Origin of the sequence: Myxococcus sp. CA040A (assembly GCF_013336725.1) — a bacterium.
Taxonomy (GTDB): domain Bacteria; phylum Myxococcota; class Myxococcia; order Myxococcales; family Myxococcaceae; genus Myxococcus; species Myxococcus llanfairpwllgwyngyllgogerychwyrndrobwllllantysiliogogogochensis.
Genome location: NZ_JABUMR010000012.1, coordinates 86,583 through 104,232, shown reverse-complemented (window position 1 = coordinate 104,232; position 17,650 = coordinate 86,583). Strand labels below are relative to the sequence as shown.

The 17,650-nt window shown below is 69.1% G+C and carries 13 protein-coding genes; 5 read left to right on the top strand and 8 right to left on the bottom strand.

Translation table 11 applies throughout. From position 1 onward, the window contains the following. Positions 1-4: 4 nt before the first annotated feature. The 3 genes from HUA75_RS39930 to HUA75_RS39920 all read left to right on the top strand — a co-directional run bounded on the left by HUA75_RS39930 (position 5) and on the right by HUA75_RS39920 (position 7,670). Positions 5-2,605: an Ig-like domain-containing protein gene (locus tag HUA75_RS39930; protein WP_174489424.1), complete on the top strand. Its 2,601-nt coding sequence runs from the start codon at positions 5-7 to the stop codon at positions 2,603-2,605. Between the two features lie 49 nt (positions 2,606-2,654). Continuing rightward, on the top strand, positions 2,655-7,214 hold the full coding sequence (locus HUA75_RS39925; RefSeq protein ID WP_174489423.1) for a myxosortase-dependent M36 family metallopeptidase: 4,560 nt from the start codon (positions 2,655-2,657) through the stop codon (positions 7,212-7,214). Positions 7,215-7,424: 210 nt separating this feature from the next. Continuing rightward, positions 7,425-7,670, top strand: coding sequence for a hypothetical protein (locus HUA75_RS39920; RefSeq protein ID WP_174489422.1), 246 nt, complete (start codon positions 7,425-7,427; stop codon positions 7,668-7,670). A 127-nt stretch (positions 7,671-7,797) separates the two neighbouring features. Here HUA75_RS39920 and HUA75_RS39915 read toward each other — a convergent pair whose 3' ends face one another. From HUA75_RS39915 to ccmA, 8 genes are all read right to left on the bottom strand, one after another. Then, entirely contained in the window at positions 7,798-9,105 is a 1,308-nt protein-coding gene (locus tag HUA75_RS39915) for a zinc ribbon domain-containing protein (protein WP_174489421.1), read from the bottom strand. 106 nt (positions 9,106-9,211) lie between these two features. Next, complete coding sequence (locus HUA75_RS39910; protein WP_174478617.1) at positions 9,212-9,772, bottom strand: redoxin domain-containing protein; 561 nt, start codon at positions 9,770-9,772, stop codon at positions 9,212-9,214. Next, a complete protein-coding gene (locus HUA75_RS39905) occupies positions 9,772-11,790 on the bottom strand; it encodes a heme lyase CcmF/NrfE family subunit (protein WP_141643303.1) in 2,019 nt (672 codons plus the stop codon). Before HUA75_RS39905 ends, HUA75_RS39910 begins: the two co-directional genes overlap by 1 nt. Then, the gene (locus tag HUA75_RS39900) at positions 11,787-12,284 is read right to left on the bottom strand and encodes a cytochrome c maturation protein CcmE (protein WP_174458653.1); all 498 of its coding nucleotides are present in this window, start codon (positions 12,282-12,284) and stop codon (positions 11,787-11,789) included. Before HUA75_RS39900 ends, HUA75_RS39905 begins: the two co-directional genes overlap by 4 nt. Positions 12,285-12,291: 7 nt before the next feature. Further along, complete coding sequence (locus tag HUA75_RS39895; RefSeq protein ID WP_141643301.1) at positions 12,292-12,465, bottom strand: heme exporter protein CcmD; 174 nt, start codon at positions 12,463-12,465, stop codon at positions 12,292-12,294. A gap of 2 nt (positions 12,466-12,467) precedes the next feature. Continuing rightward, positions 12,468-13,187: a cytochrome c biogenesis protein CcsA gene (gene ccsA, locus HUA75_RS39890; RefSeq protein WP_141643300.1), complete on the bottom strand. Its 720-nt coding sequence runs from the start codon at positions 13,185-13,187 to the stop codon at positions 12,468-12,470. Positions 13,188-13,190: 3 nt separating this feature from the next. Further along, positions 13,191-13,892 (bottom strand): heme exporter protein CcmB, encoded by a 702-nt coding sequence (locus HUA75_RS39885; RefSeq protein ID WP_141643299.1) that lies wholly within the window; start codon positions 13,890-13,892, stop codon positions 13,191-13,193. Further along, positions 13,889-14,545 carry a heme ABC exporter ATP-binding protein CcmA gene (gene ccmA / locus HUA75_RS39880; RefSeq protein ID WP_174489420.1) on the bottom strand — a complete coding sequence of 219 codons (657 nt, stop codon included), beginning with the start codon at positions 14,543-14,545 and terminating at the stop codon, positions 13,889-13,891. Before ccmA ends, HUA75_RS39885 begins: the two co-directional genes overlap by 4 nt. 402 nt (positions 14,546-14,947) lie before the next feature. Here ccmA and exoL point away from each other — a divergent pair, with 402 nt between their 5' ends. Then, a complete protein-coding gene (gene exoL, locus HUA75_RS39875; RefSeq protein ID WP_306440883.1) occupies positions 14,948-16,048 on the top strand; it encodes a spore coat polysaccharide deacetylase ExoL in 1,101 nt (366 codons plus the stop codon). Continuing rightward, a complete protein-coding gene (gene exoM / locus HUA75_RS39870; protein ID WP_174458654.1) occupies positions 16,045-17,565 on the top strand; it encodes a spore coat polysaccharide flippase ExoM in 1,521 nt (506 codons plus the stop codon). The genes exoL and exoM overlap by 4 nt, the downstream gene beginning before the upstream one ends. Positions 17,566-17,650 lie beyond the last annotated feature (85 nt).

Genomic DNA, 17,650 nt, shown 5'->3' with positions numbered 1-17,650 from the left:
ATTCATGAGAGAGCGTTCCGGTCGTCGTTGGCTTCACCGCGCGTTGCTCGGGCTTGTCTCCGTGGCCGCCATCGCGGCGTGTAGCAGCGACAAGTCTCCCTCCGTGAAGTCCCTGCGGATTGCGCCCACGAGCTTCACGCTCGTCGCGGGCCTGGGGGGCGAGGTCGTGGCGACGGCCACCCTCTCCGATGGCAGCACGCGCGATGTTACGCGGGAGACGACGTGGTCCTCGGATGATGCCGCCATCGCGACGGTCTCTCAGGACACGAGTGGCGCCCCCCAGGTGCGAGCGCTGGCCCAGGGCCAGACGACCGTGCGGGCCCGGTGGGACGCGGTCTCCGCGGAAGCGCCGGTGCAGGTGACCAACGCCACGCCGGTCTCCATGGTGATTGCTCCCGCGGCGCCGTCCCTCGCCGTGGGGCTCTCCCAGCAGCTCACGGCCACGGCCACCTTCACGGATGGCGGCACGCACGTCGTCACCAGTGACGTCCAGTGGAGTTCCTCGGCCGAGACGGTGGCCACGGTCTCCGAGAGCGGCCAGGTGCGCGCCCTCGCTCCGGGGCAGACCACGGTCCAGGCCGTGCTCGGCACGGTGGAGGTCTCCGCCTTGGTGACTGTCACCGACGCCGTCGTCACCGCCATCGCCGTGACGCCCGATGCGGCCTCGCTCGCCCGTGGAAGCACCGTGTCGTTGGTCGCCACCGCCACGCGCTCCGACGGTACGGTGGCGGATGTCTCCACCGAGGCGACTTGGAGCTCCAGTGACACGGCGGTCGTGTCCCTGAGCCAGCGCCTCGCGAGCGGTCAGGGGATGGGCACCGCGCGCATCACGGCGACGTTCCGTGAGGTGAGCGGGAGCACCCAGCTGACGGTCGCGGAGGCCACCGCGCTCACGCTCTCGCCAGCGGAGGTCACGCTGGTGGAAGGACACCCGCGCCAGCTCCATGCGACGGCCACGCTCGATAACGGCACGAGCCAGGACGTCACCACCAGCGCCACGTGGAAGAGCAGCCAGCCCACGGTGGCCGTCGTCTCCATGGATGCCTCCACGCGCGGTCAGGTCACGCCGGTGGGGCCGGGTGCCTCGTCTCTCACGGCGACCTTCAACGGCCTGAGCGCCAGCGCCCAGGTGAACGTCGCGCGCCTGAGTGTCTCCGCGGTCGTCCCCACCTTCCAGACGCTGGAGGATGGGGTGGTCTCCTTCACGGCTCAGCTCGCCAAGGCGGTTTCCCCCTCCACGAAGCTGCGCTGGCGGGTGACGCTGAGCCGCACGAATCCCCCCATGACTTCGTCCGAGCCGGAGATCCAGTCTCCTGTCGTGGGGCAGGCCCTGCGCTACGACACGGGGACGGCGGGCGAAGTGTCGGACCGGCCCGAGACCTGGATGGGTGGCTTCGAGACGGACGCGAGTGGTGTCACCTATCTGGGCCCGGAGGAAGGGTTCGAGGTGGGCACGACGCAGCTCCAGACGAGCGAGGGCCAGACCTGGGCCTTCCGCACGCGCTTCGCCATCAAGGGCCGCTACACGCTGCTGCTCGAACTGCTCGATGTCAGCGAGGCGGGCGCTCCCGTGCGCCTCGGCGGAGAGACGGCGCTGAGCGCCACCGTGGGCACCCTGCGCGCGCCGGACGCGTCCGAGTTGCTGCTGTATGCCGCGTCACCGACAGGGGAGGCCACGAGCGAGGAGTCGAGCTTCCCGCAGGCGTACGCCGTGTCCCCGGACGGCACACGGCTTCGTCAGCTCACGCCGGTTCCCGCTCCCTTCGTCTCGCCTCGCGACGTGCACTCCGAGCTGACCCGTTCGCCCGACCGCAAGACGATGGCGTGGGTGGATGGGCGCGACATGTTCGGAGGCATCTTCTTCCGGGGCGTCGTCTATCTCGCGGATGCGGATGGCAGCCATGTGAGGCGCCTCTCGCAGGTGAGCCCCGCGCTGTGCGGAGAACGCTCCGTCGAGTTCTCGCCGGATGGGCAGTGGATCTCCTTCGTGAGGTCCTGTTCGTACGACCCATTCCCGGGCCGTGCCTCCACGGAGTTCCAGTACATCATCCGCCCCGACGGGACCGACGAGCGGCGCATCCTCATCGCGGACGTCAATGACATGCCGTCGCCCACGCCCATCTCGTCCGTGGTCTACGGCACCTTCTCGCGCGACAGCGCCACGCTCTACACCGTCGAGTATCTGGCCAAGGGCACCCGGCTCTGGGCCTACTCCCTCGCGGATGGGAGCGCGCGCAAGGTGCTCGACTTCGCGGTCCGGGGGCAGGAGATGGCGGCCCTTTCGAAGTTCCCGATGGTGCTGCCCAATGGTGACCTGCTCTATCACTACCGGAACCTGGACGTGACCTCGGACACCTGGCTGGAGCGTGTGAAGCCCGATGGTACCGGGCGAGAGATCGTGCGTCCCATCGGGCTCGGCAACCACGGCCAGTATCTCCAGAGCCTCTTCACGCTCTCTCCGGACGGTACGCGCGTGGCCTACGCGCAGGTGGACCCGGAGACAGGCATTGCCACCATCATGGTCTCAAACCTCGATGGCACGGACGCTGTCTCCATGGGCAATCCGCCCGCGTACTTCGTGAGGCGCGTGTCTTGGGTTCGCTAGCGCCGTCCCCGGCCCGTCTCGCACTTCGCCCGCTCTCGAGGTCCCTCTCATGAAGACTCTGCTCAGAACCCTTGCCGGGGTGGTCCTGGCGCTCGCCGGCACGCGGGCGGGTGCCAGTGCCCCTCCGAACCACGATGCGCTCCTGGAACACGCCCCCGCGCGGGACGCCGGTGCCATGCCACCGGAAGGAGCGTTCCCGGATGCCCGGGTGCTGCACACCGACTCCCGGCTCGGAGTACCCACCTTCGTCTGGGCCTCCAAGCCCATGGCGGGTGCCGCGCGGCCCCTGGCGCTTCGAGCCGACAGCGCCTACGCCCGGATGACTCCGGCCACGGCGGCTCGCGCCCAGCTCGACGCGCTGGCGCCCCTCTATGGGGACCGCTCGCTCTCGCAAGAGGGCGTCTTCGTCGCCAGCACCCGCCGCAGCCCGCTGGGCTCCTCGGTGGTGACGCTGAGACAGGAGGTGGGCGGAGTCGAGGTGTTCCGAGGCGGCGTCAGGCTGCTGCTCGACTCGCGCAATGTGCTGGTGGCCGCCTCGGGTCACCTGGCTCGGGATTCGGGGCAGGGCGCCAAGCGCTCCGCTCGGGGCGACTCGCTGGGGGCCACGCAGGCCGCGGCCGTGGCGTTCGCGGACCTGACGGGCCAGTCGCTCGACGCGAGCCTGCTGCGGACCACGGGGCCCGCCTCAGGGCGCTACACCCGCTATGAGCTGGCCTCCTACGCGCGCCCGCTCCCGGTGAGCCTGCGACTTCCCGCGCGCATCAAGCCGGTGCTCTTCGAGCTGCCCGAGGGGCTGATTCCCGCTCACTACGTGGAGCTGAACACGGGAGTCCCGGAGTCATCGACGTCGGACTACTACGCGTACGTCATCGCCGCGGACGACGGCCGCGTGCTCTTCCGCAATGACCTCACGGCGGACGCGGCACACAGCTATCGGGTCTGGGCGGATGCCACGACGCCGTACACGCCGTTCGCGGGCCCCTCCGGCAACGAGCAGATTCCTCACCCGACGGGGACTCCGAACGGCTACGTGCCGCCCTTCGTCGAGCGAAACCTGGTGACGCTCGACAGCGCGCCCTTCAGTCGCAATGACCCCTGGCTCCCGGTGGACGCCACCGAGACGACCGGCAACAACGTGGATGCCTACGTGGACGCCAGTGCGCCGGATGGGTTCGGTCCTGGGGACGTGCGTGGCCACATCAGCGGGCCGGCGACCTTCGACTATCCCTACAGCTTCGACCTGCTGCCGTATGAGACGCCGCAACAGCTCCAGTCCGCGGTGACGCAATTGTTCTACGTGAACAACTGGTTGCACGACGACTACTACGACGTGGGCTTCGACGAGGCGGCTGGCAACGGCCAGCAGGACAACCTCGGACGGGGCGGGCTGGGCGGAGACCGCATCAAGGCCGAGGCGCAGGACTACAGCGGCGTCAACAACGCGAACATGGCCACGCCCGCCGATGGGGCCAGTCCCCGCATGCAGATGTATATCTTCACCGGCACGCAACCGCAGCTCACCTTCGAGGTGACGGCTCCCGAGGAAGTCGCGCGGCCGTACACGTTCATCACCGCGCAGTTCAGCCCTCGCTTCTTCGCGGCGAGCGCTCGGGTGGTCCAGGCGCTCGACGCGGCGGATGCGGCGGGCCCCTCGACGACGGATGGCTGTTCGGCGCTGACCAACGCCGCGGAGATCGCGGGGCAGATCGCGCTCGTGGACCGGGGCACCTGCGGCCTTCACCTCAAGGTGCTGCTCGCGCAGGCCGCTGGGGCCACCGGTGTCATCATCGCCAACAGCCCGGGCCAGGCGTTGCCCGCCGGCATGGGGGCCACGGAAGGGCTGGCGCTGCCCGCCATCGGCGCGGTGATGATCCAGTCGGGGGATGCGGAGCTTCTGCGCAAGCACCTGTCCACCGGCGTGTGGGTCACCCTGGCCAAGCGGTCCGTGGGCGACCTGGACGGCACCATCGACACGGGCATCGTCGCGCACGAGTGGGGGCACTACATCAGCAACCGCCTCGTTCACGACGGCGCGGGTCTTGGAAACAACCAGGGGCGCAGCATGGGGGAGGGGTGGGCGGACTTCCATGCCCTGCTGATGATGGTGCGGGAGGAGGACGCCCAGGTCGCGTCGAATCCGAACTGGACCGGCGTGTTCCCCACGGGCGAGTACGCGACACGCAACATGGGGCCGGACTCCTCCTACTTCGGCATCCGTCGAGTGCCGTACTCGGTGGACTTCCGGAAGAATCCATTGACGCTCCAGCACATGAGCAATGGCATCCCGTTGCCCTCGGGTGTTGCGTATGCCTTTGGCGCGGATGGCTCCAGCAATGCCGAGTACCACAACGCGGGTGAGGTCTGGGCCAGCATGCTGTGGGAGTGCTACGTCGCGCTGCTGCGCGACACCTCACGGCTGACGTTCGCGGAGGCCCAGCGGAGGATGAAGAGCTATCTCGTCCTGGCGTACACGCTGACTCCGGCTTCGCCCACCTTCCTGGAGGCTCGCGATGCGTTGCTCGCGGCCGCGTATGCGGGAGACCCGGTGGACTTCGAGCGCTTCTCGGCGGCCTTCGCCCGGCGCGGCGCGGGCATCGGCGCGGTGGCTCCGGACCGGGCCTCCGCGTCCCATGCTGGCGTGGTGGAGAGCTATCGCACGGGCCCGGACGTGATGTTCGTCTCGGCGGAGCTCACCGATGAGGGCGCTGGAGAAGCCTCCGCGCGGACGTGTGACGCGGATGGGTACCTGGACAACGGAGAGACGGGTGTCCTGCGCATCACCCTGCGTGGCACGGGAAGCGAGCCGCTGCGAGCGACGAGCGTCACCGTCACTGCGGACAGCCCCGGCGTCAAGCTGGCCAACGGAGGCCAGCAGTCCTTCCCCGTCGTGGGCCTCTTCGAAACCGCGACGGTGGACATTCCGGTGTCGCTGACGGGAGCGGCGCCGCGTTCGCTCATTCGCTTCGCCATCGCCTATCGCGATGCCAATGGTGTCGTGGCGGGCGACAAGACGGCGACGCTGGTGGCCCGCGTGGAGCAGGACGAGCTGCCAGGCGCGTCCGCGGTGGAATCGGTGGATGCGAGGTACCTGCCGTGGGAGATGACGTCCGCGCTGGGTGATGTGTCCTTCCGGGTGAGTGAGAGCTCCACGCTCGAGCGGGCCTTCCTGGGCGAAGCGGTGGGACGGGTCGCGGACTTCGCGCTTGTCACGCCCGAGCTTCAGGTGGGGCAGGGCGCGCTCTCGTTCTCGTTCCGCCACCGGTACTCCTTCGAGACCTCCGGTGGGGAGTACTTCGACGGAGGTGTCATCGAGCTGTCCGAGGATGGCGGGAAGAGCTGGACGGACATTGGCGAGAGCATCGTCCTGAATGGCTATACGGGTGTGCTCACGCCGTATGAGGGCAACGTGAATCCCCTGGTGGGGCGCCGCGCCTTCCGCGGTGCCAGCTTCGCCTTCTCCCAGAACACGTGGATCACCACGAATGTGAATCTCGGCACCCGCTACGCGGGGAAGGCCGTGCACATCCGCTTCCGCATCGGCACGGACGAGGCGGTCGGCGCCGCCGGCTGGTTCATCGATTCCGTTGGCTTCACGGGCCTTACCCAGACGCCGTTCACGGTGCTCACGGACGAGCAGGGCCTGTGCACCTCGGGGCTGGTGCGAGCCGAAGCGGGCGAGGGGCTCGCCGTCGACGAGCACTCCCTGGTGAGTCTGCACGGCAGCGGGAGCAGCGAGCTGCCCGGTGTCCTGGCCTATCGCTGGGAGCAGGTGGCGGGCCCGGTCGTGACGCTCAGCGACGCGCAGACGGCCACCCCGAGCTTCACGGCTCCGGAAGTGATCGCCGATGCTACGCTGACGTTCCGGCTGACGGTGTTGAACGAGGGGCTGCAAGACCGGGACACGGTCCAGGTCCTCGTGCGCCAGGTGAACCAGGCGCCCGTGGCCTTCGCGGGACCCGCCCAGACGGTGGACGAGGGCGGTTCAGTGACGCTCCAGGGCAGTGGCGAGGACCCGGAAGGGGACGTGCTCGTGGGCTATCGGTGGACGCAGGTGTCGGGTCCGGCCGTGACGCTCACGGGGGCGGAGACCTCGACGCCGAGCTTCACGGCTCCGGCGGTGGTGAGGGGCTCGGTGGAGCTCACCTTCCAGCTCAAGGTGGGTGATGGCTTGCTGGAGAGTGAAGGCGCGACGGTAAGCGTGACGGTGCGCCATGTCGCGCTCGCGCCCACGGTGAGCGCGGGTGAGGACCTGTCCACGGAGGCCACGAGCTCCGTCACGCTCACCGCCTCCGCCGAGGATCCGGAGCAGGGCACCCTGACCTACGCATGGCGCCAGAGCGAGGGGCCTTCGGTGTCGCTGAAGGACGGGGCCACGGCGGGCGCCACCTTCACCGCGCCGGAGGTGAGCGCCCCCACGACGCTGACCTTCGTCGTGAAGGTCACCGCCGAGAGTGGCTTGTCCGCCGAGGACAGCGTGACGGTGTCCGTGAGCCCGAAGGTGGTGCCACCGAAGGAGTCCGGGTGCTCAGCCACGGGCACACCGGCGATGTTCCCGCTGACGCTGTTGTTGCTCGCGCTGCTGGCGCGGCGGCGGCGCGAGGCCCCCTGACGGGGTGATTCAAGCGGGGTGGTGGCCTGGTCGCCACCACCTCGCTTGCACGACGGACTCACCGCCCGCGATGACGAGTCGGGATGAAACCGATCTGCTCCGGGCCTTCGAGGCAGGCGAGTGCCGCATCCTGGCGGTTTCCTCGGAGCCCCCTGGTTCAACGCGGTGATGATGCTGGCACGTGAGGGCATGCACTGACGTCATGCCCTCGTGACGGCTGGCCGGAAGATGTTCGACGGCTCCGTCCACGCCTTGCAGCTCGACAGGGGCGCGCCGTCGCTCGACAGCGAAGCCAGAAGCAGCTCGCTGTATGCGAATGGTTTCCTGGTGGGAGACCTCTCCATGCAGCGCGCCACCGAGTTCAGGGCCCGTCGGGGCCAGACGTCAGAGCGCCTCGCGCGGCTGCCCTCGCGGTGGCAACTGGACTACCAGCGCCGCCTGCCCCAGGGACGTTGATGACCTGAGGTCTTCGCGCCGGGAGTCCGAGCCCGACGCGCGAGGCTCGGCGACGGTCCTGTCGGTGTGTGTGAGGTCCCTCGGGAGGAAGCCGGCGCGGTGCCGGGCCCGTCCGCGAAGGAAGTCCTCACCGCCCGCGAGGCTTCAGGTCCTCTTCTTCATCGTCCGGACCCATGGCGTCGGGGTCCGGCTCCGGCTCTTCATCCGGACCCATGGCGTCCGGGTCCGGCTCGTCTTCCATGCGCTCGGTCTCGTCGAGGCCATCGTCGTAAGCGGCTACGACGGGGGCCGCCGCATGCGCTTGCAGCTGCGACTCACGCAGTTGACGGAACGCCTGCACGCCCACCGCACCGAGCCCGATGACGAAGATGATGGGGCCCGGCGACAGTCGGATGTGCAGCAGCGCCCAGAGCAGACTCACCCCCACGACACCGGCCGACGCGAAGCGCGTCCACGCGGGCCGGGCGACTTCCGGTCGCAGCGCGAGCAACCCCAGCAAGGACAGCAACAACAGCTCCACCACCACGGACCCGGACAGGTCCCACCCGGACAGCGTGGTGATGCCAGAGCCCGCCGTATAGAGCACGTCGTCCGCGGCGCGCTGCGCGGGGATGACGTGCAGCTCAGGGGGGCCCGCGGGCACCGGCGCATCCGCCACCACGGGTAGCGTGCTCACCGTCGCCCACGGCGCGAAGAGCGTCAGCACGCACAGCGCCACGCCTCCCAGCGCCACCACCTCCGGAACGACCAGCAACTGCTTCACGTCGAAGTAGCGCGCCAGCACGCCTTCCGGGCCCACAATCACCTTGCGATACTGGTCATGGACGATGAGCCCCGCGCCCAGCAGCCACAACACGGGCGTGAAGCCCAGCCCCAGCATCCGCACCGCCAGCGCCGTCAGCAGCGCCGCGTACGCCGCCGGCACCTCGGGGCGGTAGAGCACCATGGGAAGGAGCTTCGTGACACCCGTGGCCTCGCCGGCCAGCCGCAGCTCGCGCGCCAGCACCAGGACCGCGCCCACCAGGGCCAGCACCGTGCCCACCACGCCCACGCCGTCAAAGGCGGGGAGGATGGAGAGCGCCAACGCGAAGGCGAGAATCGCGAGCCCCACCACGCTCTGCGAGTGCGCCGGCACGCTCGCCAGCCACCGGGGGCCATCGAACCTGGGCCCCGTCTGTCCCGGGTCCGTGTCCTCGGCCGTGTCGGCCGGCGCAGCAGCCTTCGCCGCTGCTGGGACGTACGCGGCGCCCAGACTGTGCGCCTCCGCCTCGTCGAGGATATCCGCTGCGTAGGACGGCTCATCCATCGCGCGCTTGGGCCGGAGCGCGGGACGCGAGCCCGTGCCTCCCTGGGGGGCCTCCGGCATCTTCGCGCCGCAGTTCTCGCAGTACCTCAGCCGACTGTTCGAGGCTTCGCCGCACTCCGGGCACCGCATGGGTCACCTTGCTGTGCGGAGGGCGGGGGGAGGCCCTCTCGGTCCAGCGCAAGCCCTGGAATAACACGCCGATTTCACCGGAAGCGAGAGGCCCCCGGTGGAGCAGCTACGGCCGTGCCGCCTCGGCGGCGGGGGGCGCCTCCGCCGTGGCCGTCAGCTCGCGGATGCGCCTGGTCAGCGACTCCGGGTCGATGGGGCCCACGTGTTTGCCCTGGATGATACCCGCCGGGTTGATGAAGTACGTCTCAGGCACACCCGCCACGCCGTAGCTCACCGCCATGCGCGAGCGAGGATCCACCAGCTGCGGGAAGCTGTACCCCTGGCGCCGCAGGAACGCGCGGGCGTTGTCCTCGGAGTCCTCGAACACGACCCCCAGGAACACCGCCTGCGAGCCGAACTCCCGCTGGCCCCACTCCAGCACCGGGTGCTCGTACTGACACGGCCCACACCAGGACGCCCAGAAGTTGATGACCACCGGGCGGCCCTTCAGGTCCGCCAGGCTCACCTTCTCACCTGTGTCCAGCGAGCGCAGCACGAAGTCCGGTGCCGGCTTGCCCGCGAGCATGAAGGGCACCTCGTGCGGATTGCGCCCGAAGCCCTTGGCCAGCACCACCAGCAGTCCCGCGCAGAGGGCGGCGAAGCCCAGCGTATAGCGCCACCGACGCATCAGGCCGCCCCCCGCTCCGCGTCACCGCCCGGTAGGGGCGAGGCCCCCGCTTCCGAACTGGCCATCGCCACCGCCGCCCGACGGCGCGGCCACAGCGCGATGATGGTGCCCAGCACGAAGAGCGGGATGCACCACCAGATCCACCCCACCAGCGGGAAGACCCAGACGTTGAAGCTCGCGTTGCCCGCCTGCTCGGAGAAGGCCATCAGGGAGATGTACAGGTCCTCACCCGCCGTCTCGCGCACCGCGGGCGTGCCGATGGGGTCCGTGCTCCGCTCGTAGTAGTTCAGGCGGGGCTTCATCTCCTCCACCTTGCCGCCCGGCGTCGTCACCTCCACGCGCGCCGCGACGAAGGTGCGGTGCGGCTCCTCTCCGCTCACCAGCCCCAGGTACTTGAGCTGATAGCCGTCCAGCATCATCGTCTGGTCCTTCTTCAGCGTGCCGGACGTGTGCTTCACGTACGAGGACGACGCGGACACCGCGACGATGAGAATCACGATGCCCAGGTGCACCACGTAGCCGCCGAAGCGGCGCTGCGCCTTGGTGGCGCTCGTGAGCACCGCGGTGACGAGGCCCTCCTTGCGCTCCGTCATGCGGACCCGGATGGGCGACACCAGCTCCCGCAGCGTGACAACGGTGACGAAGCCCGCCAGCCCGAAGGTGAGCAGCGGATACACGCCGCGCAGCCCCACCGCGAAGCAGATGGCCGTGACGATGAGACCCACCGCCGCGGGGATGAGGAACTGCCGCCGGAGCGTGGCCTTGTCCGGCGTACCCCACGGCAGTACCGGCCCCACGCCCATCAGGAAGAGCACCGCGATGCCACCCGGCACCGCCATCTTGTTGAAGTACGGCTCACCCACGCTGACGCGCACGCCGCGCACGGCCTCGGACACCAGCGGGTACAGCGTGCCCAGCAGCACCGTGAACGTGATCGCCACGAACACCAGGTTGTTCATCAGGATGCTGGCCTCGCGTGACGCGAGCGAACTCAGCCGTCCTTCGGGCACCAGCAGCGGACCGCGCACCGCCAGCAGGCCCACGCACACCACCAGCAGCACGCCCAGGAACACCAGGAACGTGGGGCCGATGTCCGACTGGGTGAAGGAGTGGACCGAGTTGAAGATGCCCGAGCGCGTCATGAACGTGCCCAGAATCGTCAGCACGAAGGACGCGAGCGCGAGCGACAGCGTCCACAGCTTCAGCATCCGCTTGCGCTCCTGCACCATCGTCGAGTGCATGAACGCCGTCGCGGTCAGCCACGGCAGGAAGCTGGCGTTCTCCACCGGATCCCACGCCCAGTAGCCGCCCCAGCCGAGCACGGCATACGCCCACCACGCGCCGAGGATGATGCCAATCGACAGGAACAGCCACGCCACCAGCGTCCAGCGACGCAGGGGCGCCATCCACGCCTCGCCAATCTCGCCGCGCAACAGACCCGCCACCGCGACGCCGAACGGCACCGTCATCCCCACGTAGCCCAGGTAGAGGAAGGGCGGGTGGATGACCATCAGGATGTGGTTCTGGAGCAGGGGATTGGGGCCGGGGCCGTCCGCCGGCACGGGCGACACAGCGCCCCAGGGGTTGGCGGGACCGGCGATGAGGAACGCGAAGAACACGCCCACCGCCAGCATGGTGCCCAGCGCCAGTTGCATGTAGCGCGCGTGCTCGCGGCGGTGCATCCACGCGAAGGCCGCGATGTACAGGCCCATGATGAGGCCCCAGAAGAGGATGGACCCCTCCAGCGCGCTCCACAGCGACACCACCGTGTACAACAGCGGCGTGTCCCGGCTGCCCACCTGCGCCACGTACTTCACGCTGAAGTCGTGCGTGACGAGCGCGAAGACCATCATCAGGTTCGCGGCGACCATGCAGCCGGCGAAGCCCCACACCGCGCGCATCACCCAGGGGAAGCCCGCCTCACTGCGGCGCAGCCCGGTGACCAAACCCACCAGCGCGCCAAAGGTCGCGAACGCGAGCCCTCCGAGCACCAGCCCGTATCCAATCGACCCGTTCACCGCGCCTCCGCGCCCGTCCCCGTGCTGGCCGTCGTCGTGCCCTCGGAGAGCGTCTCACGCCACTTGTTCGGGTCCTCGCCCTCCTTGGGGGCGCGGTACTCGTTCGAGTGGTTCACCATCAACCGGTTGGAGCTGAACACGCCGGACGCGTCGTAGGTGCCCTCCACCACGACGCCAATCTTGTCGCGGAACATCTGCGGCGGCGTCTCCGTGGAGCGCACCAGCACGCTGGGGGTGCCCTCGTTGGCGTCGTTGGCCACCCGGAAGTGCAGGGTGGTGTGCTCGGCGTTCCACTGGATGCTGCCCGGCTGCACCACGCCACCCAGGCGGATGGTGGCCGAGTACGCCTTCTCCCCCTGGGCCAGCATCTCCGAGGGGCTCCAGTAGTAGACGAGGTTCTCTCCGATGTTGCCGAAGGCCACGAAGCCCAGGCCAGCGCCCGCGACGAGCAGGGCTCCCAGGGCGAACAGTCGATTGCGAGCGACAGGCGTCATGACGGGCTCACTCCTTCGCGGCCTGGGGCCGGCGCAGCCAGAGAGACAGCGAGTAAAGCACGAGCGCCACCACGGTGATGCCGTAGCAGGCCCAGACATAGCCCCAGCCGCCCTGGATGCGGCCACTGCCCACCTGGCCCGCGGCCTGGGCGAGGACTCCCAGCGTCGTCAAAGTCGTCATGTTCAGGCCACCTTCGGGGTGTCGTGGACGGAGGCCGCGCCGCCCGTGCCAGGCAGGGCTTCCGGGAGGGCCACTTCCGCCCGGCGCTCGGCCAGGGCGATGCGATAGCGGTGCATCAGCATGGCGATGGTCAGCAGCAACAGCCCGATGGCCGACACTCGCAGGCACAGCACCATCTGCGGATCCACCGTCTTGGGGCTCGACTGCACCTGATGCAGGCTGCGCCACCAGCGCACGGAGAACCAGACGATGGGCAGGTTGATGGCGCCCAGGATCGCCACCACCGCGCTCCACGTCGCGCGCTTGTCCGGGTCCTCCACGAAGCGCCGCAGGACGAGGTAGCCGGTGTAGGTCACCAGCATGATGGCCTCCGACGTCAGGCGCGGATCCCACGACCAGTAGACGCCCCAGGTCGGACGGCCCCAGATGGCCCCCGTCACCATGCCCAGCGCGCCGAGCACGAGGCCGACCTCCGCCGCCGACTCCGCCGTCGAGTCCAGCTTCCAGCTGGCGTTGGAGCGCACCAGGTACGCCACCGCCGCCACGAAGTTCAGGAACATGGCCAGCATGGCCATCCACTGGAGTGGCACGTGCACGTACATGATGCGCTGCACGTCCCCCATCTCCCGGTCCGGCGGTGCCCACGCCAGCCCCAGCCACCATCCGGCGGCCAGCACGCCCAGCCCCACCACCGGCAGGCCCCACTTGATGAGCTTGTTCATCCGTCAGTCCTCGATGATGCGCGGGAACAGCACGAAGCCTACGCCCCAGTAAATCAGATTGAACCCCAGCAAAAGCCCCAGCCATGAGCCCAACTGATTCATGGGGTCTCCCTGAAGCACGAGCGAGGTCGCCTTGGCCAGGGACAGCAGGGCAGGGATGACCAGCGGGAACAATAGCAGAGGCAGGAGCACATCCCGCGCCCGGGCATTGCTGGAAATCGCGGCGTACACGGTACCCGGCGCGCTGAGGGCCAGGCTGCCCAGAAGGAGGACTGTTCCCAGGTCCACGAAGCCGGTGACGACCTTGACCCCGTAGAGGGCCACCATGACGGGGAGCAGCACGATGCCCAGGGCGATCAGCAGGAGCGCGTTGCCCAGGGCCTTGGACAGGTAGATGGCGCGCGCGTCCGCGGGGGCCAGTCGGATGCCGTCCAGGCAGGCGTTCTCGGATTCGACGCGGAAGGACTCGCCCATGGCCAGCACGCTGGCGAAGAGGATGGCGAGCCAGAAGTAGCCGCCCGCGTTCTTCTCCAAGAGGCGCGTGTCTGGCCCGAGCGCGAAGGAGAACATCAGGAGGGTGGCCAGCGCGAAGAAGACGATGGCGTTGAGGCGCGCGCGCGTGCGCCACTCGATGAGCAGGTCCTTGCGCAGGAGCGCCAGCGTGGCGCCGATGAGGCCGATGGGCCTGGGGCGGGGCGTACTCATGCGGCCACCGCCCGGCCGTCCTGCAGGTGCAGGCGCTCCTCGCACAACGTCATGCCCTGCTCGACCAGGTGCGTGGCCAGCACCACCGTGACGCCGCCCGCCTTGAGCTCCGCGATGATGGCCTCCATGTCGCGGATGCCGGAAGGGTCCAGCTCACCGAAGGGCTCGTCCAAGAGCGCGATGCTCGGGGCCTTGAGCAGGAGCCGGGCGATGGCCAGGCGCTTGCGCATCCCCGCGCTGAAGCCGCGCACGGGATTGTCCGAACGCTTCTCCAGGCCGACGCGAGACAAGAGCGCGCTGGCGCCATCCTTGGGCGAGGGGTGACCCAGCAGGCGCGCCAGCACGGTGAGGTTCTGGTGCGCGGTGAGGTCCTCGTAGAGGAAGCTCGCGTGGGACAGGAGCGCCACGTCGCGCCGCACCGACTCCCGGTCCGTCACGGCGTCGCGACCCAGCACCTCCACGCGTCCGGCCGTGGGGCTCAGCGCGGTGGCCAGCATGCGCAAGAGGGTCGTCTTGCCGGAGCCGTTGTGGCCGGTGAGCAGCAGCGAGCGACCGCTGGGCAGCGCGTACGTCAGACGCGCGAGCGCCCAGCGACGCCCGTAGCGCTTGCTGACGTCGTGCAACGCGAGCGCGGGGGCGGAGGTGGATGGCATCGGGAAGCCGGTTCGTAGCCGGAATCGCAACTGTCATCCAGTGAAACCCGGGCGGCAGGCCGGGCAGGGACGGAGCGGGCCTGAAGACAGGAAAGTTTTTCCAATGGGTGGGGCCTCGTGTGCCCGCGGGAGCCGTCGATTTTCCACCGCGCGTCGTGTCCACCGGTGACCACGCGTCCCGTCCCGCCGGGCTCCCCCCGCGAAGAGGTGGTTTCGCCCAGGATTCGGGTGTGGCATCCCGCCTGCAATAACCCCCCGCGCGAGTTGGGGAGTTCCGTTGGGGAACGTGGGCCAGAGGAAGCTTTTCCGCGGAGGGGCGTGATGGCGACAGCGAGGGTCTTGCGGAGGGCGGTCAAGGCGGCGGCCGCTGGCGTGCTGCACTACAGTGGGATGCGCAGGGCGATGGCGGCATATCGGAGGGTGCAGTCGGGCGGCCGGCGCATCCTCATCGTGAGCTACCACCGCGTGGTGAGCGACTTCACGGGGGAGCTGCAGCGCTCCATCCCCGGGTTGCTCATCAGCCAGGAGACGTTCCGACGCCACCTCGAGGAGGCCTCGGCGGCCGGCTTCGAGCTGACGTCGATTGGTGACGCGGTGGATGTGATGTCGGGCCGGAGGGTGGCGAAGAAGGACTTGTGCGTCATCACCTTCGACGATGGCTACCGGGACGTGTACCGGTACGCGTACCCCATCCTGAAGCAGATGGGGATTCCGGCCATCACCTACCTGCCGACGGCGTTCATCGGCACGAAGCGGCGGTTCAATCATGACCGCCTGTTCCACCTGCTGCGCCGGGCGCAGGAGCGGCACTACCACCCGGTGTACGCCGCGCTGCCGGAGGCGTCGATGGAGCTGCTCGGCCCCATCCTCTCCGGACAGAAGACGGTGTCGGCCGCGCTCGACGACTTCATCGGCGAGCACCCCACGCGGGTGCTGACGTCCATCATCGATGCGCTGGAGCAGCAGCTGGGGGGCGGGCAGGACCTGGTGCCGGAGCAGGGCGACATCATGAACTGGGACGAGGTGCGCCGCATGGCGCGCGACGGCTTCGAGTTCGGCGCGCACACGCTGGGGCACACGGTGCTGACGCTGGAGCCGCAGGAGGTGGTGGAGCAGGAGATCCTCGAGTCCAAGCGGACGATTGAAGCCGAGGTGGGCATCCAGGTGCGCGACTTCGCGTACTGCAACGGGTGGTACTCGGATGAGGTCATCCGCGTGCTGGCGTCGCACGGCTTCCGCTCGGGTGTCACGACGGAGGACCTGCCCAACCGGATTGGCGGAGATCCCTTCACCCTCAAGCGCAAGGTGCTGTGGGAGAACTTCAGCCTGGGCATGCTGGGGGACTACTCGTCGCCGCTCACCGGCTGCCAGCTGGATGATTGCTTCGGGTTGCTCGGCATGAGCCACCCGGTGCCTGGCAGGAGGACCCACTCGTTCCGGGAGACCCTGCTGGGCAACGTGTTGCTGAAGCCGACGGGGGCTTCCTTGAAGGAGGCTCCGTGAGCGGAGGTGGCTCGTCGGCCGCGTCTGGGAATTCATTCCTCGGACGCGCCGGCCCCCTGGTGTTGGCCCGGTTGTTCACCGCCGGGTTGACGCTGTCCATTCCACTCGTCCTCGCCCGGGTGCTGCACCTGGACGAGTACGGTACTTATTACCAGCTCTTCCTCATCGCCACGACGCTGTATTACGTGCTGCCTTTTGGCGTGGTGCAGAGCCTGTATTACTTCCTTCCGCGCACCAGCGAGAAGCGGCCCTACCTGGGACAGACGCTGCTGTTCATGTCCGGTGCGGGCCTGCTGGGCGCGGTGCTCGTCTATGTCTTGCTGGGCCCGGTGGCGGCGTGGTTCTCCAATCCGGCGTTGCTGGAGTACCGGGGGGCGCTCGCGGCCTATACCGCGTTCCTCCTGGGCAGCTTCCCGCTGGAGGTGTCGCTCACGGCGCAGGGACGCACGCGCGCGTCGGCCTGCGTGTATCTGATTTCAGACGCGGTGCGCGCGGCGGTGATGGTGGTGCCGCCCCTGCTGGGCGCGTCGCTGCACGGGATGATGGTGGCGGTGGCCGTCTTCGCGGCGCTGCGGTTCGTGGCGACGTGGGTCGTCTCGCTCAGGGGGTCCACGGGGCCGCTGGCGAGCGCGTCGCTGTTTCGCGCGCAGCTGGCCTACTCGGCGCCCTTTGGCGCGGCCATGTTGTTGGCCATTCCGCAACAGAACGCGCACCTGTACGCGGTGGCGGGCGCGGTGGCGCCGGCGCTCTACGCGCTGTACCGGGTGGGGTGCTTCCAGCTTCCGGTGGTGGACCTGCTCTACACGCCCACCAGCGAGGTGCTGATGGTGCGCCTGGGGGAGCTGGAGCGCGAGGGCCGCCTGGAAGAGGGCGTGGATGCGTTCCGAGACGCGGCCGGTCGGCTGGCGTATGTCTTTCTTCCGTTCGCGGCGTTCCTCTTCGCGGCGGCGCCGGAGTTCATCGGCGCACTGTTCGGCGAAACGTTCCTGCCCGCGGTGCCTGTCTTCCGCGTCAGCGTGCTGGGGGTGGTGCTCTCCATCCTCCCCATGGATGGGACGCTGCGGGCGCGGGGGCTGACCCGGGCCATCTTCGTCTCGTACGCGGTGAAGGCGGCGGTGACGGTGCCGCTGGTCATCCTCGGGGTGAAGCACCTGGGGTTGATGGGAGGCATTGGCTCCTGGGCGGTGGCGGAGGTGGTGGGCAAGGCGATGCTGCTCGTCCGGGTTCCGGCGGCGCTGTCCACTCCCCGACGCCAGCTCCAACTGGTGGACATCATTCCCTGGCAGGCGCTGGGGCGCTCCGCGCTCGCGGCGGGCGCGGCGGGCGTGGCTGTCTTCCTGTTGAGGGCGGGCGCGCAGGGCGCGTGGATGCAGCTGCCGACGGGCTTCTTCTGGCGGGTGTTGCCGCTGGCGGTGGCCGGGGTGCTGTTCTGCGTGGGCTACGTGGGGGTGCTGTACGCCGCGGGTGTGCGGCCGCTCACGGTGCTCGCGGGGTTGAGGCCTCGTAGGACGGCTTGAGGAAATCAGGGTGGCGCTTGAGGGCCTACTTCCCACTTGGGGGGCCGGTACCTAGGTTCCACCCCGTCGCGCGGTTGGGTCAGGG